The 15,506-nt window shown below is 71.9% G+C and carries 12 protein-coding genes; 7 read left to right on the top strand and 5 right to left on the bottom strand.

The features are described 5' to 3' along the window. Positions 1–44: 44 nt before the first annotated feature. Together ACQPZ4_RS18745 and ACQPZ4_RS18740 are read left to right on the top strand one after the other, a co-directional pair. Positions 45–956 carry an RNA ligase family protein gene (locus ACQPZ4_RS18745; RefSeq protein WP_433062524.1) on the top strand — a complete coding sequence of 304 codons (912 nt, stop codon included), beginning with the start codon at positions 45–47 and terminating at the stop codon, positions 954–956. A 48-nt stretch (positions 957–1,004) separates the two neighbouring features. Further along, a complete protein-coding gene (locus ACQPZ4_RS18740) occupies positions 1,005–1,436 on the top strand; it encodes a hypothetical protein (protein ID WP_433062521.1) in 432 nt (143 codons plus the stop codon). A 75-nt stretch (positions 1,437–1,511) separates the two neighbouring features. On the opposite strand, the gene ACQPZ4_RS18735 is transcribed toward ACQPZ4_RS18740, so the two are convergent. Further along, entirely contained in the window at positions 1,512–1,826 is a 315-nt protein-coding gene (locus tag ACQPZ4_RS18735) for a hypothetical protein (protein ID WP_433062518.1), read from the bottom strand. A 248-nt stretch (positions 1,827–2,074) separates the two neighbouring features. Between ACQPZ4_RS18735 and ACQPZ4_RS18730 the strand changes: the two genes are divergently transcribed. Both ACQPZ4_RS18730 and ACQPZ4_RS18725 read left to right on the top strand, forming a co-directional pair. Next, positions 2,075–2,704 carry a hypothetical protein gene (locus ACQPZ4_RS18730; protein WP_433062515.1) on the top strand — a complete coding sequence of 210 codons (630 nt, stop codon included), beginning with the start codon at positions 2,075–2,077 and terminating at the stop codon, positions 2,702–2,704. Positions 2,705–3,044: 340 nt separating this feature from the next. Further along, positions 3,045–4,010, top strand: coding sequence for an alpha/beta hydrolase (locus tag ACQPZ4_RS18725; protein WP_433062512.1), 966 nt, complete (start codon positions 3,045–3,047; stop codon positions 4,008–4,010). On the opposite strand, the gene ACQPZ4_RS18720 is transcribed toward ACQPZ4_RS18725, so the two are convergent. The 3 genes from ACQPZ4_RS18720 to ACQPZ4_RS18710 all read right to left on the bottom strand — a co-directional run bounded on the left by ACQPZ4_RS18720 (position 3,949) and on the right by ACQPZ4_RS18710 (position 8,858). Next, entirely contained in the window at positions 3,949–7,077 is a 3,129-nt protein-coding gene (locus ACQPZ4_RS18720; RefSeq protein WP_433062509.1) for a GH92 family glycosyl hydrolase, read from the bottom strand. The genes ACQPZ4_RS18725 and ACQPZ4_RS18720 overlap by 62 nt on opposite strands. Before the next feature lie 129 nt (positions 7,078–7,206). Beyond that, complete coding sequence (locus tag ACQPZ4_RS18715) at positions 7,207–8,358, bottom strand: hypothetical protein (protein ID WP_433062506.1); 1,152 nt, start codon at positions 8,356–8,358, stop codon at positions 7,207–7,209. After that, positions 8,355–8,858: a SigE family RNA polymerase sigma factor gene (locus ACQPZ4_RS18710; RefSeq protein ID WP_433062504.1), complete on the bottom strand. Its 504-nt coding sequence runs from the start codon at positions 8,856–8,858 to the stop codon at positions 8,355–8,357. Before ACQPZ4_RS18710 ends, ACQPZ4_RS18715 begins: the two co-directional genes overlap by 4 nt. Positions 8,859–9,052: 194 nt before the next feature. Between ACQPZ4_RS18710 and ACQPZ4_RS18705 the strand changes: the two genes are divergently transcribed. The 3 genes from ACQPZ4_RS18705 to ACQPZ4_RS18695 all read left to right on the top strand — a co-directional run bounded on the left by ACQPZ4_RS18705 (position 9,053) and on the right by ACQPZ4_RS18695 (position 14,527). Next, positions 9,053–12,307, top strand: a complete 3,255-nt coding sequence (locus ACQPZ4_RS18705; protein WP_433062501.1) for a glutaminase domain-containing protein — start codon at positions 9,053–9,055, stop codon at positions 12,305–12,307. A gap of 91 nt (positions 12,308–12,398) precedes the next feature. After that, positions 12,399–14,177, top strand: coding sequence for a glycoside hydrolase family 76 protein (locus ACQPZ4_RS18700; protein WP_433062498.1), 1,779 nt, complete (start codon positions 12,399–12,401; stop codon positions 14,175–14,177). Further along, a complete protein-coding gene (locus ACQPZ4_RS18695; protein WP_433062495.1) occupies positions 14,174–14,527 on the top strand; it encodes a helix-turn-helix transcriptional regulator in 354 nt (117 codons plus the stop codon). Before ACQPZ4_RS18700 ends, ACQPZ4_RS18695 begins: the two co-directional genes overlap by 4 nt. Here the strand turns inward: ACQPZ4_RS18695 and ACQPZ4_RS18690 are convergent. Then, positions 14,524–15,501, bottom strand: coding sequence for a methyltransferase (locus ACQPZ4_RS18690; protein ID WP_433062493.1), 978 nt, complete (start codon positions 15,499–15,501; stop codon positions 14,524–14,526). The two genes, ACQPZ4_RS18695 and ACQPZ4_RS18690, sit on opposite strands and share 4 nt — an antisense overlap. Positions 15,502–15,506 lie beyond the last annotated feature (5 nt).

Below are 15,506 nucleotides of genomic sequence, written 5' to 3'. Positions count from 1 at the left end.
GTCCAGGGCGCCGCGCAGACACCGCATCGGGGAGACTTCGGCGCGTGGAGCACGTGACGTACCCGAAGATTCCGGCGGTGCTGGCCGGCGCCTCGTCGGCGGGTCCGTGGATCGCCACCGAGAAGATCCACGGGGCGCAGCTCGCGGTCGCCTGGGACGGCGCCACGTTGCGGGTCGGCAAGCGCAAGGCCTGGCTGCGCGACGACGAGCCGTTCTTCGGCTGGCAACTCCTGCGCGCCACCCTCGAACGCACCGCGCGGGCCGCCCTCGCGCGCGGTGGCTCGAGCGTGCGGCTCTACGGAGAGTTGTACGGCGGCCACTATCCGTCGGTCCCGCCGGTGCCCGGGGCGAGCGCGGTGCAGACCGGCGTCTGGTACTGCCCCGATGTGCGGTTCGCGCTGTTCGACGTGCTGACCGACGACGGTCCGGCCTGGCTGTTCGCCGATGTCGTGGCGGTGGCGGCGGAGGGGGGCGCGGATGCGGTACCACTGCTGGCTCGTGGATCAAGGTCCACTGTGGACGCCGTGCCGATCCGGTTTGCCACGCGGGTGCCCGCGTTGCACGGGCTGCCGGCGCTGGAGGGCAATCTCGCCGAGGGGGTCGTGCTGCGGCCGGACGCGCGCGTGCCGCTGGCGGACCGGCCGACGCTCAAGCGCAAGATCCCCGAGTTCGACGAGGCGCGCTTCGACGAGGCGCAGCCGTGGCATCCGCACCTGGCCGCGGCCGACGTCGGGCCGCTCGCGGCGACGCTGGTGAACCTGGCGCGGGTCGCGAGCGCGCGCTCGAAGGCGGGGCCGTCCGACCCGGCGGCGCTGCTGGAGGAGCTGGTCCTGGACGTGATGCTGGACCTGGTCGACGCCTATCCCGCGCTGGCCGCCCGGGCCGATCTGGAGGCCCTGGTGCGACCCGCGGTGGTGGCACGTTTCCGGGATTCGACGGTCCCGGGTTCCCCGTAACCTTAGTGGTGTCACCAGCGACAACCACTTCCCAGGGGGATACCGAAGATGAGCGACATCGACACCTACGACAGCGGCGACACCGGCCACGGCGACGTGGACTACGGCCACTACTCGGCCGGCCAGGAGCACGACGCCCTCGACCAGCTGCACCAGGCCCAGGGCTCGGAGCACGACGCCCAGTCGCAGTTCGGCGTCTACGAGAACGACCACCACGCGCAGGAGTCGACGGACTACTCGACCGGCAACCACGTCGAGTACGACCAGCCCGCCGCGGTGCACTACGAGGCCGACAACTACACCAACTACAGCCACGACGCGTCCGAGGACGACCACGTCTTCGCCGCCGAGGGCTCCGAGTCCTCGCACTCCGCCGAGTTCTCCGAGCTCGACGCCCTGTCGCAGCGCTTCGACGCCGCGTTCGCCGAGGGCACCCAGTTCCACGGCGAGGGCGGCCAGTACGGCGTCGCCGCCAACTAGCACTTCCAAGGGCTACCCCTGGCTCGAGGCCGGTCACCGTCGCGGTGGCCGGCCTTCGCCATGCCCGCCGGCGGTTCAGGCCGGGACGTGCAGCAGCTCTCCCCCGCGGGCCTGGGCGTGTACGAGGATGGCGAGCACCACCAGGTCGGCGAGCCCGAGCAGCACCCCGAGCGCGGCGAACCGCCGCCCGCGCCGCCCGACCGACGACCGGCGCAGCGCCCACAGCCCGAGCATCACCGCGAGCGGCCCGAACACCAGGTTGAAGGCGAACAGCCCGGCCACCCCGAACGCGATCGACGCCACGATCCGGCCGTCGGGCCGCCGCCGCCGCGCGCTGGTACCCTCACCCTCAGTGGCCATCACCGCGTTGGCGGAGGGTCGATCCGTCACTGCCTGCCCCCTCACCGGTCGCGCGGGCAGTGGGAAGGCCACCGCCGGGCGACCAAGAGTACGGCGCCGGCGGGCTCGTGGCCACGGCCGAGGCGCGCGGCCCGATTGCCGAATTACTGGATTATTGGATTACCGATTGCAGTTATTCGGTAATTCGGCGACCGTCGCTGAGCGTGACCGACGGGGCCGCAAGAACGTCGGGGCAAATCGGGACGACGCCCGCGGCTGCGGTGCGCGACCCTGGACCGGTGAGCTTCAGCGCGTTCGCCAACCACGTTCGCGACCCGGCGTACCCTCACCGGCGGCGGGTCTCGGCGCTCCGGTCGTGCGTGCAGCTCTACCGGCCCATCGGTTTCCAGGCGAGCTTGAGCTACCTGCGCGAGATCGCCGGACCGTACGATGCCGACGAGGCCGCCCTCCTGCGCGCCCTCGCCGCCCTGTCGCAAAGCCGCGCCGGATGGCATGAACACCAGCGCCGCTACGACGCCGAGCGCCGTGCCGCCAAGCGCCGGGGTGGGCGCCGGCCGCCGAACGGATTGCCGAACCCGTATTTCGGGCCCGCGGTCTGGTACGGCGCCGTCCGTCCCGCCGCCCGGCACGCCGTACAGTTCTGGGAGCGGCGGCGCCTGCCCGCGATGGTGGCGACCCGCGATCCGCTCGCCGCCCAACTCGCGGTGCTCGCCGAGACCAGCCGGCTCGGCCTCGGCGAATTGTCGGCATCAGCCTGCGACACCCTGGAGCGCACCGCGGCGGCGTTGCGAGACCGCCTCGGACCCGATCTCTATGCCGACGACACGGTCGCGTACTTCCGAACCCGCGACCTGCTGTTCCTGACCCACCTGCTGCGCACCGCCGCCGAACCGAACGCCGCCGCCTAGGCAAGCGCCGCCGCCGCGGCAGGCAAGCACCGCCGCCAAGGCAAACGCCGCGCCGCCGAGAGAAGCAAGCACCGCCGCCGAGCCAAACGCCGCGCCGCCGTGGCAGGCAAGCACCGCCGCCAAGGCAAACGCCGCGCCGCCGAGAGAAGCAAGCACCGCCGCCGAGCCAAACGCCGCGCCGCCGTGGCAGGCAAGCACCGCCGCCAAGGCAAACGCCGCGCCGCCGAGACAAGCAAGCACCGCCGCCAAGCCAAACGCCGCGCCGCCGCGGCAGGCAAGCACCGCTGTCGACGGAAGCGCCGCGGGAAGGGCCTGAGCAGGCCACGGATAAGCTCGCGCCATGGTCACGGAATTCGGGGTAGAGCTGGACGACGGCCGCCTCCTGCACGCCTACGACTCAGGCGGCGAAGGCCCCGTCGTCTACTGGCACCACGGCTCCCCCAACATCGGCGAGCCCCCCGCCCCGCTCTTCGAGACCGCCGACCGCCTCGGCATCCGCTGGCTCTCCCACAACCGCCCCGGCTACGGCGCCTCCACCGCGGTCCCCGGCCGCACCATCGGCTCGGTCGCCGCCGACGTCAAGGCCGTCGCCGACGCGGCCGGCGTGCAGCAATTCGCCGTCATGGGCCACTCCGGCGGCGCCGCCCACGCCCTCGCCTGCGCCGCACTCCTCCAGGACCGGGTCATCGCCGCCGCGGCAATCTCCGGCCTGTCCCCGTTCAACGAAAAGCCGTCCAACGAAAAGCCGTCCAACGAAGACGGAATGCCCGACTGGTACGCGGGCATGGCCGACGGCGCGGCAAGCTCCCTACGCGCCGCCAGCCAGGGCCGGCCCGCCCTCGAACAGCACTACGCCCAGGCCACCGGCGAAGAGGACATCGGCTTCCTCCCGGCCGATTGGGAGGCGCTGCAATCCGACTGGTCCTGGTTCGACCAGGTCGTCGCCCCCGCCCTGCTCATGGGCCCCGGCGGCCTCATCGACGACGACCTCGCCTCCACCCGGCCGTGGGGCTTCGACCTCGCCGCCATCACCTGCCCGGTCCTGCTCATCCACGGTGCCGCCGACCGCATGGTCCCCGCCACCCACAGCGAGTGGCTCAAGGCCCACATCCAGCACGCCGAACTCCGCGAAATCCCCGACGCCGGCCACATCACCGCGATGCGCCAGGGCCACGCGGCACTCGAATGGCTCAAAAACCAAGGGGCGGCCACCGAAACCGGCGGCCGCCCCAAGGGACAAACAGCTAGGCGTACGCCTCCAGCTCGTAGATCCGGGCCGCCCCGTCCGTGGTCTGGGTCGGGGTGATGACGTTCAGCCGCACGTACCGGCCGGTCACGTTGACCGCGTGCGTCGTCACGTCCGCCGTGTTGCCGCGCGGCGAGGCGACCGTCGTCCAGGTGCTGCCGTCGCTGGACACCTGCAGGTCGAAGTCCCGGGTGTCCCAGGTGTTCGACTCGCCGCCGGCGCCCGCGTGGCGGACCACGATCGAGCTCAGGTGGTTCGAGGCGCCCATGTCGACCTGCAGGAACTTGTTCGTGCCGAGCGAGCACCACTTGTCGGCGTTGCCGCCCGAGACGCTGCCGTTCACGGCCTTCTCCGGGCCCTCGGTCGAGGCGCAGGAGGAGTCCGCCGTGGCCGCCTTGTTGAGCAGGAGGTTGCCGCCGGTCGCGGCGCCGTAGACCTCGAACTCGTAGATGCGGGCCGCGCCGTTGCCGTCGTTGGCGGGAGTGCCGATGTCGAGCTTCACGTAGCGGGCGGTCCGCGCCGTGAACTGGTTGAGCGTGCGGCTGGAGCGGTTGCCCGAGACCGAGGCGGCCTGGCTCCAGTTGGTGCCGTCGGTGCTGGTGGAGATGGTGAACGCGCCGGTGTTCCAGCCGGTGTTCTCGGCGCCGAGGCCGGCGTGCTTGACCACGACCGCGCCCACGGACTGGTTCGAGCCGAGGTCGACCTGCAGGAACTTCGTCGCCGCGGAGGTGCAGAACTTGCTGTTGTTCATCAGGGTGCCGTCGACGGCCTTGTCGGCCGACTCGGCGGCGGCGCAGGTGGCCGAACCGCTGGCCGCCTTGCCCTGGGCCAGGTTCGTGCCCAGGTTCGGCGGCGTGGCCGGCTGGGTCGCGCCGTCGGTGAAGGACGGCGGCACGTTGCCCGCGCCGGTGCCCCACGAGGACGGGCTGGTCCCCATCGTGTACTGCAGCGTGCCCCCGGCGGCGAGGTCCGGGTAGCGCAGGTAGTTGTTCGCCACGGCCGAGCCGTTGCGGGTCAGGCTCTGCACGTACTGCGAGGTCGCGCTGCCGCCGTTGATCTGGATGTTGCCGGCCGAGCGCTGGATGAGGATCGACGGGAACGACGGGCCGTGGATCGCGAGGGTGTCGGCGCCCGGGGTGGCCGGGTACATGCCCATCGCGGACCAGACGTACCACGCCGACGTGGCGCCGAGGTCGTCGTTGCCCGGCAGGCCGCCGGCGCCGGTGGTGAACTGCTCGGTCATGACGCGGCGGACGGCCGAGGAGGTGCCGGCCGGGTACTGCGCGAAGTTGTACGCCCACGGCACGCCGTGCTCCGGCTCGTTGCCGAGGTAGAAGTACGGCCGCGACAGGCCGGCGTTGAGCTCGGTGAAGTGGTGGTCGAGCCGCTGCTTGGCGGTCTGCGGGCCACCCATCAGGTTGATCAGCCCGGCGAAGTTGTAGGGCACCATCCACGTGTACTGCGCGGCGTTGCCCTCGGTGAACGGGCTCTCCTGGGCCGGGTTGAGCGGCCAGGGCCAGGTGCCGTCGCTGTTGCGCGGGTGGATGAAGTTCGACTCGGTGTTGAAGGTGTTGCGCCAGTACTGCGCGCGCGTCATCGCCGAGTTGTAGGTCGTGGTGTCGCCGAGCGCCTTGGCGAACTGGGCCACCGCGAAGTCCGACGCCGAGTACTCCATGGAGTCCGACGGCGCACCCGAGATGTACTTCTTCGACTCGTACTCCGCCTCACGCCCGCGGATCGGCGAGCCCTGCGCGCCCTGTCCGGCGATCGCGTTCTTCATCAGCTGCAGCGCGGCCGCGGTGTCGAAGTCGCGCGCGCCGAACTGGTACGCGGAGTCGACGATGATCGGGCCGGGGTCGCCGGTCATGACGAAGTCCTCGTTGGTCTGCTGCGACCACTTGGGCAGCAGGCCGCCCTGCTGGCCGTCGAGCACCATCGACTTCATGATGTCGCTGGTGACGTCGGGCGCGATGAACGCGACGAGCGCGGCCCACGAGCGGTAGATGTCCCAGCCGGAGTAGTTCTGGTACACCGGGTGGGTCGCACTGTGGATCGCGTTGTCGAAGCCGCGGTACTGGCCGTTGACGTCGCTGGAGACGTTCGGGTTGACCAGCACGTGGTACAGCGCCGTGTAGAACTTCTGCTGTTCGGTGGCGCTGCCGCCGGTGGCCTGGATGCGGTTCAGGGCCGTGTTCCAGGCGCTGTTGGCGTTGGTCCGCGCGGTGTCGAACGACGCGGTCTCGGCGTTGAGGTTCGCGGTCGCGTTGGCGACGCTCACGAACGACACGCCGATCTGGGCGTTGACGGTCGCGTTGGAGGTGGTGTCCCACGTGACGAAGCCGCCGGTGTTGACGCCCGAGGTGCTCGTCGAGCCGTTGCTGATCGTCGAGCCGTTCCAGGTGCCGACCGACGACGGGGCGCGGTCGAACTTGATCGAGAAGTAGATCGGGTACGTCTTGCCCGAGCCGCAGAACCCGCCGGCGGTCTGCATGCCGGTGACGGTGCTGCCGGAGATGCTGATGTTGCCGGTACGGTTGCCCGTCGCGCTGCGGCTGGTGTTGATCAGCAGCCGGGACTGCGTGTTCGACGGGAACGTCAGGCGCATGACGCCGGTGCGGGTGGTCGACGTGACCTCGACGTTCGTCGAGTACTTGTCCAGCCGGTTCTTGTAGTAGCCGGCCTGGGCGACCTCGTTGGACTTGGTGTACGCCGATGCGTAGCTGGTCCACGCCGTGCCGGGCGAGGAGCCGAGGGCGCCGGTGACCGGCAGCATCCCGAGGTCCTCGTTGTTCGGGCAGCCCGCGCCGTTGAAGTGGGTGAGGCTGAACTCCTCGATGGTCCGGTCCTTGTCGCGGTACCCGGACGGCGAGGCGGTGGGGGTGTCGGGGCTGAACTGGAGCATGCCGAAGGGCACGGTGGCACCCGGGAAGGTGCTGCCACCCGCGCCACCGCCGACCGGGTTGGGCGAGTTGCTGTCGTCCGTACCGATGAGCGGATTCACGTATTGGGTCAGGTTGAGGTCGGCGGCCTGGGCGGGGGCCGCGAACTGCACAACGGCGAGGGTGCTGCCCAAGAGGGCGGCTCCCGCGCCGGCGAGCAGCCGGTCGACCTTGCGGGATCGGGGCATGGTGTCTCCCGTTCGGTGGCGGTGAGGACGGGAGAGCGCTCTCGATGGATATTCATAGTCCCTGATCCGCGTTTGGTCAACATTTGTCAATACACCCGCAGGTCAGGCCCTCGTCACCATCCGTGAGCGTCAGCAAACCCACCGGAACGGCTCGCCGCCGAAGGTGTTGGCGTCCATCAGGTGCTGGGCCACGCCGCCGATGACCCGGCCGTCGGCGCTGATGCCCCCCATCTGGTACTTGCTGAAGCCCGCCGGCAGCGGCAGGTCCACCGGATCGCCGAAACCCCACAGCGACGCCGACTTCGAGCCGCTCAGCGTCACCGTGCCATCGGCGGCCAGGGCCCGCACGTAGATGCCGTCGGCCACCCCGAACGGCTGCGGGAGCGGGGTGCCCGGCGTGGTCAGCCGCCAGCGCAGGTGGTTGTCGAAGTCGACCGCCCACTCCCCGGCGATCGCGTTCACCATGCCCTTGCCGACCCCGGCCGGCAGCGGCAGCTCGAACCCGGTGCCGTCGGGCCGCCACACGTACGGCCGGTACGCGTCGTAGACCTGCCCGACGAGCCCGCCGACCCATCCGTCGTCGCTGATCCAGTTCGCGGCGCCGCTGCCCCCGCCGGGCACCGCGAGGAGCTCCGCCTTGCCGTCGCGCCACAGCACCGGCTTGCTGACGTTCGACGAGGCGGTGGTGTACCCGACGACGGTGCCGGCCCCGTTGATCCCGGTGCCCCACAGCGAGGTCGTGACCGGCATCCCGGCCGGCAGCGGCAGGACGTTCATCCGGTCCGTGAACGTCACCGCCGCGGCCCTGCCGGCGACGTTCGCGGAGCCCACCGCCGTACCGGACGAGTTCACGGCGTGCAGGTATTGGACCTGCTCGTCGCCGTCCACGCCGAACACCACCCCGTCGCGCCAGATCACCACGCCGGTGTGGTCGTCCATCAGGCCCGCGGCCCAGTGCCCGGTCGAGTCGATCACGGGCGGGCCGGTGCCCTCCACACCGCTGGGCAGCGGCAGCATCTGGACGTCGCACGCCGCCGGGGCCGGGGGCAGGCCGCTCATCGGCCCCGGGTACGGCCGGCCCCGGTCGGCCGGGTGCGGCGGCTGCTGCAGGCCGGCGACGGCGGCCGTGCCGACGGTCAGCACGAGCACGAGCACCGCGGCCAGCCCGGCCACGGCCTGGCGGCGCCGCCGGACCCGGGCCCGCCCGGCGCGGACCAGCCCCTCGGCGGTGAGGGCCGTGCCCGGCCCGTCGAGGTCGCGCAACTCCTGCAGCGGGTTCATGCCAGCGCCCCCTCAGAACCGACCAGAATCCGGCGCAGTGCGCGCAGCCCGTGCGAGGTCTGGCTCTTCACGGTCCCCTCCGAGCGGCCGAGCACCCCCGCCACCTCCTCCACCGACATGTCACACAGGAACCGCAGCACGAGCACCGTGCGCTGGCCCTCGGGCAGCGACCGCAGCGCGTCGCGCAGCACGAGGCGCTGCTCCACCCCCGGCGTCTCGACGACCGGCAGCGTCGGCGGCGGGCTGTCCCAGAGCAGCACCTTCGACCAGAACCGCCGCCGGTCCGACAGGGCCGAGCGCACGACCATGGTGTGCACGTACGCGTCGAGGTTCTCCACCTCGCGGATGCGCGCCCACCGCTGGTACAGCACGGTCAGCGCGTCCTGCACCGCGTCGTCGGCCCGGTGCCGGTCGCCGACGAGCTGGTACGCGATGCGGTGCAGCCGTGGCAGCCGGGCGGCCACGTACTGCGTGTAGTCGTGCTCGAGATCCGGTCGCACCCGTGACGGTCCCTTCGCCGGCGGTCACAGGGTAGAGGCGGCCGATCGCCCCCGGGGTTGTGTCGGGATCTCAATCTGTCAATGATTGGCAGAAGTCCCGCGCGACTTTCGCAGAGTCAACAACTTCCAACAGGTACCGAGGAAATTCATGGGGATCGTTGACACGTTGCGTCGGAAAATGTTTGCTACGTCACGTGAACCCGACCCGCCGTGACCTCTTCCGCCTGGCCGCGCTGGGCGGTCTCGCCGGGTCGGCCCTCGGGCCGATGCTGTTCGAGACGGCCGCCCACGCGGCGACGACCTTCAGCCCGATCCGCCCGCCGGCCACGCCTCTGGCCGTGCGCTCGCCCTACCTGTCGACGTGGCTGCGCGCGGACACCCTGCCCGGCAACTGGCCGACGTTCTGGGCCGGCGCCGTCACCGCGATCACCGGCCTCGTGCGCGTCGACGGCCAGCCCTACGTGTTCATGGGCGCCCCGTCCGGCGGCTGGCCCCTGGCCAACCAGACGAGCCTGGTGGTCACCGCGACCCGGTCGACGTTCACGATCACCGCGGGCGCGATCCGCCTCGAGGTCGAGTTCCTCTCCCCCGTCGACCCGGCCAACCTGCGCCGGCAGTCGGTGCCGATGTCGTACCTCAGCATCACCGCAACTTCCACGGACGCGAACACCCACCAGGTGTCGCTCTACGTCGACGTCTCCGGCGAGTGGGCGCACGGCGACCGCACGAAGCAGATCTCCTGGACCACACAGACCGTCGGCACGCAGCGCGTGCACAGCTTCCAGCCGGCCGCGCCGTCGGTGCTCGCCGAGGCGGGCGACCAGGCCTCGTGGGGCACCGTCGTCTTCGCCACCGACGAGGCCGCCGGGCTCACCTGGCAGACCGGCGCCGACGCCACGGTGCGGGCCGCCGCCGCGACCGGCGGGGCGCTGCCGAACACCGCCGACGGCAACCAGCCCCGCGCGATCAACGCGAGCTGGCCGGTCTTCGCCTTCAACCGGGCCCTCGGCGCCGTCGGCCCGGCCGGCAGCGGCCCGGTCGTGTTCGTCATCGGCCACGTGCGCACGCCCGCCGTGTCGTACCTCGGCGCGCAGCTCGACCCGTGGTGGCGCACCCAGTGGGCGGCGTGGCCGGACATGCTGACCTGGTTCCGCGCCGACCGCGACGCCGCCCGGGCCGGTGCCGCCGCCCTGGACGCGCAGGTCACCGCCTGGGCGAACCAGGCCGTCGGTACCGCACCCGCAAGCGACCAGTACGCCGCGATCTGCGCCCTCGTGGTCCGCCAGGCCTTCGGCGGCACGGAGCTGGTCAACCGCAACGGCTCGCCCTGGGTCACCCTGAAGGAGATCTCCTCCAACGGCGACTTCAGCACCGTCGACCTGATCTACCCGGCGTTCCCGGCGTACCTGCAGATCGCCCCGCGCTGGCTGGAGCTGCTGCTCGCCCCGCACTTCGACTACACCGAGGTGCAGGGCTTCAACAAGCCGTTCGCCCCGCACGACCTCGGCGTGTACCCCAACGCGTTCGGCCGCATCGGCCAGGACGAGGAGGACATGCCGGTCGAGGAGTCGGCGAACATGCTCATCATGGTCTCGGCGCTGCTGAGCCGCATGCCGGCCGCGCGGGCCACCGCCTACGCGACCGCGCACTACGCGAAGCTCAAGAGCTGGGCCGACTACCTGGTGGCGAACCTGCCCGACCCCGGCAACCAGAACCAGACCGACGACTTCACCGGGTTCATCGCGCACAGCGTGAACCTGGCGCTCAAGGGGATCGTCGGCATCGGGGCCATGGCCGACATCGCCCGTTACGCCGGGCAGAGCTCCACCTATGCCGCGACCGCCCGCCAGTACATCGCGCAGTGGGCCACGATGGCGCAGAACGGGCCGCACTCGCACCTCAAGCTCACGTACGACGGCGCGGACTCGACGTGGAGCCTCAAGTACAACGGGTTCGCGGATCGGATCGCGGGCACCAACCTCGTCCCGCCGGCCGTCGCGGCCGAGGAGGCCGGCTGGTACCTGCAGAACCAGCACGCCTACGGGGTGCCGCTCGACCCGCGGCACACGTACACGAAGGTCGACTGGGAACTGTGGACCGCCGCCTTCCTCACCGGGCAGACCGCCGCGCGCGACATGCTCATCGGCAAGGCGTACACCTTCGCGAACACGACATCCTCGCGGGTGCCGTTCACCGACTGGCACGACACGGACAGCGGCAACCAGTCGGGGTTCACCGCGCGGCCGGTCATGGGCGGGGCGCTCGCCCTGATGGCGCTGCGGCACACGCCGAACGGGCTCACCGGCGCCTGGCCGCTGCGGGGCTCGCTGCTGGACGCGAGCGGCAACCTCGGCGACCTGAGCGAGTCCCCGGCGGCCACCGCGCGGCCCGTGGTGCGCACCGACAACGCGTTCACGGTCATGGCCCGGGTCAACCCGTCGGACCTCTCCGGCTTTCGTACCGCCCTGAGCCAGGACGGATCCCGCGCGAGCGGGTTCTACCTGCAGTACTCCGGCAGCGACAACCGGTGGGCATTCGCGCTCACGGCCGCCGACGCCGACAACACCACCTCGGCCCGCGCCCTGTCCACGGCCGCGCCGGCCCTGAACACGCCCGTCCACCTCGCCGGCGTGTACGACGCCGACGCCGGCCGGCTGCGCCTGTACGTCAACGGCGCCCTGCAGGGTCAGGTCGCCTACACCGGCGGCTGGCAGGCGAACGGGTCACTGGTGATCGGCCGGGGCAAGTGGAACGGGGCCGCCGCCGACACCTTCGCCGGCACGGTCGAGGACGTGCGCACGTACGACCACGCGCTGCCGGCCGCCACGATCGCCGCCGCCGCGGGCCTGGCCACGAGCCAGGTCGCGGCGTTGCAGTTCGACTCCGCAGACGCGTCCCTGACCCTCAGCGGCGGCGCGGCGCTCGGCGGCGGCTACAGCGGCACCGGGCTGGCGCTCAACGGCAGCACCGGGTTCGCGACCACGGCCCGGCTGGTGGACACCGCGGCGAGCTTCTCCGTCTCGGCGTGGGTCCAGCTCGCGGCGACGTCGAACTTCGCCACGGTGGCGGCGCAGGACGGCGCGCAGGTGAGCGGCTTCTATCTGCAGTACTCGGCGGCGGACAACGCCTGGGCGTTCGCGATGCTCGCCGCCGACGCACCGAACGCCGCGGCGACCCGGGCGGTGTCGCCGTTCCCGCCGCGAACCGACGGGTGGACGCATCTCGTGGGGGTGCGCGATGCGTCCACCGGCCGGCTGCGGCTCTACGTCGACGGCGTCCTCGTCACGAACGTGGCGATGGGCGGCGCGGCGTGGGCCGCGGGCGGGGCGTTCACGATCGGCCGGGGCAAGTGGAACGGCGGCGACGCCGACCACTTCCCCGGCCGCATCGACCAGCTGAAGGTGTGGACCCGGGCATTGACGGACGCCGACGTCCGGGCGATCGCGTAACAGCCGATCTGGCAGGTCGACTGCCAGTTGACCGAGAGGCAAGCACCGACGTACAACGTTGTGAGAGCGCTTTCTGTAAAGGAAGTTTAACGTGGCCGCCATCCACATCCGCAGATTGCTCGCCGTCATGCTCGTCGTCGTCGCCGGCCTCGCGGTCGCGCCCACGGCCGCACAGGCGGCGACCGCCGTCTGTGCCCAGTACTGCGACACCCGCGACCCCTCCCAGGCCCGCCAGGAGACGTTCCCGGTCGGCACGCTGCTGATCAACAACCGCCGGATCGTGCTGCACGTGTCCGACCTGGACGGCATGGCCTGGGGCTCGATCGACGCCGGCACGCAGGACGAGTCCGTGTGGCTCGACCGCACCTTCGACGGCGGCGCCACCTGGGACGGCCTGCTCGGCAAGGCCTGGATCCCGGCCGGCTGGACCGGCACCCGGACCCTCATGTACAACCTCGCCGACCCCTCCCACCACCGCCGCGGCATGATCCGGGCCTGCGGCGACGCGCACGGGGTCGCCTGCACCGGCTGGGTGCACGCGCAGGTCTGCAACCCCACGTGCGACAACGCGAGCGGCGGCACCGACGCCGACCCGGTGCGCACGGTGACCCTCAGCGGCCGCACCATCGCCCTGCACATCGACGCGGGCGGCCTGGCCTGGGGCGCGCTCACCGGCAACCGCGCGGGCGACGAGGTGTGGCTCGACCGGTCCTTCGACGCCGGCGCGTCCTGGCCAGGCGGCTCCTCGCTGGGCCGCACGACCAGCGGCCGCACCAACCGCTTCAACGTCACAGACCCGGCGTCGCTCTTGTACGGCGGAGCCGTGCGCGCCTGCGGCCGGGCCGTCGAGAGCCAGAGCGGGGCCTGCACCGCCTGGGCCCGCCCGTCGAGCAACCGCCTGCGTGGTGCCGCCGACGCGCTCATGTACTCCTACGACCCCTATCCGGCCTGGTACCCCTCGAGCTGGTGGAACTCCGCGGTTGCCCTGAGCACGCTCATCCAGTACACCCGCAAAACCGGCGACCAGACGTATGCCTGGGCGGTGAAGCGCACCTTCGACGTGAACCGCGTGGCGTTCCCGGCCGCCGGCCGGTCCAGCGACCCGATCGACGGCCACTTCATCAGCCGTTCCATCGACGACACCGCCTGGTGGGGCCTGACCTGGATCGACGCCTACGACCTCACGCACGACCAGGCGTACCTCACCGAGGCCGTGACGATCGCCAACTACGTGTCCGGCTTCTGGGACACCTCCACCTGCGGCGGCGGGGTCTGGTGGGACCGCGAGCGGACCTACAAGAACGCCGTCACCATCGGGCTGTACCTGCGCCTGACCGCCGCCCTGCACAACCGCATCGCCGGCGACACCGCGTGGCTCAACAAGGCGGTCACCGGCTGGAACTGGCTGCAGAACAGCGGCCTCATCAACGGCTCCAACCTGGTCAACGACGGCCTCACGACCGACTGCCGCAACAACGGCCAGACGGTCTGGAGCTACAACCAGGGCCTGGCCATCGGCGCCGCCATGGAGCTCTACCGGGCCACCGGCAACGCGACCTACCAGGACACGGCGCGCCGCCTCGGCACCGCCGCGATCGGCTCCACCGCCCTCGTGCGCAACGGCATCCTCACCGAGTCCTGCGACCCCGGGCAGTCCTGCGACGACAACCAGAAACAATTCAAGGGCGTGTTCATGCGGTACCTCGCCGAAGCCGGCCAGTTCCAGACGTTCGCCGTCACCCAGGCCAACTCCCTGTGGTCCACCCGCGACCCGATGAACCGCATCGGCAGCCGCTGGGCGAGCCCGCCCTCCCCGCCGGATTGGCGCACCCAGGCCAGTGCCCTGCAGGCGCTGCTGGTGGCCTCGTGAGCGCGCGGCACGCGCGGCACGTGGGAATCCTCCTGCAGCTGCGCTCCCGCCCGTGGGTCTCGGCCGCGGCGCTGTCCTGCCGGTTCGGCGTCGACGTGCGCACCATCTACCTCGACATCGACCTGCTGACCGCGGCCGGCCTGCCCATCGAGGCGGTCCCCGGCCGCGCGGGCGCCTACCGCCTGGCCGCCCACGCGGTCCTGCCGGCCGTCGAGGAGCCCCTGGCCGAGACGGTGGAGCCGCTGGACCACTACCTGCGCGGGACCAGGAGCCGGGAGCAGCTGCGCCAGCTCGGCCAGCGCGCCTACGCCGGCCAGCAACGGCTCCTGCTGCACCGCCTGGCGGGTTAGGACGGCCGGAGTTCCAGGATGGATCGAGAGCCCGCCTTGTGTACGGCGGCCACGGCGAGCCCCGCCGCCGCCGCGACGTCCCGCAGCCGGCCCAGGGTGCGCTCGCGGCCGTTGAAGTAGCACAGCATCCGCAGGTCGCCCTCGGTGTCGAAGGCCTCGCCGATGTGGTCCACGACCAGGACCGCACCGGCGGGCCCGGCCGCCTCGGCGCACCGGGTCAGGATCCGCACCGCGTCCTCGTCGTTCCAGTCGTGCAGCACCCCGGACAGCAGGTACCCGCCCGCCCCGGCCGGCAGCGGATCGAAGAAGCTGCCCGCCGCGACCCCGGCCCGGCCGGCGAGCCCGGCGGCGGCGATCGCCCGCTCCGCCCGCCCGGTCGAGCCCGGCAGGTCGACCACGGTCCCGCGCAGCCCCGGATGCGCGCGCAGGATCGCGATCAGCATGCTGCCGTCGCCCCCGCCGACGTCGACGACGTGCCCGAGCCCGCCCCACGGGAACCCGGCCGCCACGTCGGGCAGGCCCGCGGTCAGCCGCCCGCTCATCAGCCCGTCGAACTGCGCCTGCCGCCCGGGATCGGCGGCCAGGTCGTCCCAGAACGGCCGCCCGAAGCGCACCGGGAACGCGGCCTCGCCGGTGCGGACCGTGTGCAGCATGTCCACGAAGCACAGGTCCCCGCGCCCGACCGAGCCCTCCAGGTCGAACCAGGCCCGCTGCCCCTGCGGATGGTCGTCGCGCAGCTGCTCGCCGAGGTCGGTCAGCGCGTACCCGGCCTCGGTCCGCGCCACGATCCCGGCCGTGGCCAGATGCCCGAGCAGCCGCCCGAGCGCGTCGGGGTTCGCGCCGACCCGCGCGGCCAGCCCGTCGGAGGTGGTGATGCCGGCCGCGATGTGATCGGCCAGCCGCAGCGTCGCCGCCACCCGGATCGCCATCGGCGTGGCCAGATCCGCGGCCGCCCACAGGCTCTGCTCACTCATGGTTT

Source organism: Dactylosporangium sp. CS-033363, assembly GCF_050942475.1.
Taxonomy (GTDB): domain Bacteria; phylum Actinomycetota; class Actinomycetes; order Mycobacteriales; family Micromonosporaceae; genus Dactylosporangium.
This window is presented reverse-complemented; position numbering and strand designations above follow the sequence as displayed.

Excerpts from the sequence above, each read along its gene's own strand:
- ACQPZ4_RS18740 (WP_433062521.1), top strand. The coding sequence starts at position 1,005 with ATGAGCGACATCGACACCTACGACAGCGGCGACACCGGCCACGGCGAC.
- ACQPZ4_RS18725 (WP_433062512.1), top strand. The coding sequence starts at position 3,045 with ATGGTCACGGAATTCGGGGTAGAGCTGGACGACGGCCGCCTCCTGCAC.
- ACQPZ4_RS18720 (WP_433062509.1), bottom strand. The coding sequence starts at position 7,077 with ATGCCCCGATCCCGCAAGGTCGACCGGCTGCTCGCCGGCGCGGGAGCC.
- ACQPZ4_RS18715 (WP_433062506.1), bottom strand. The coding sequence starts at position 8,358 with ATGAACCCGCTGCAGGAGTTGCGCGACCTCGACGGGCCGGGCACGGCC.
- ACQPZ4_RS18690 (WP_433062493.1), bottom strand. The coding sequence starts at position 15,501 with ATGAGTGAGCAGAGCCTGTGGGCGGCCGCGGATCTGGCCACGCCGATG.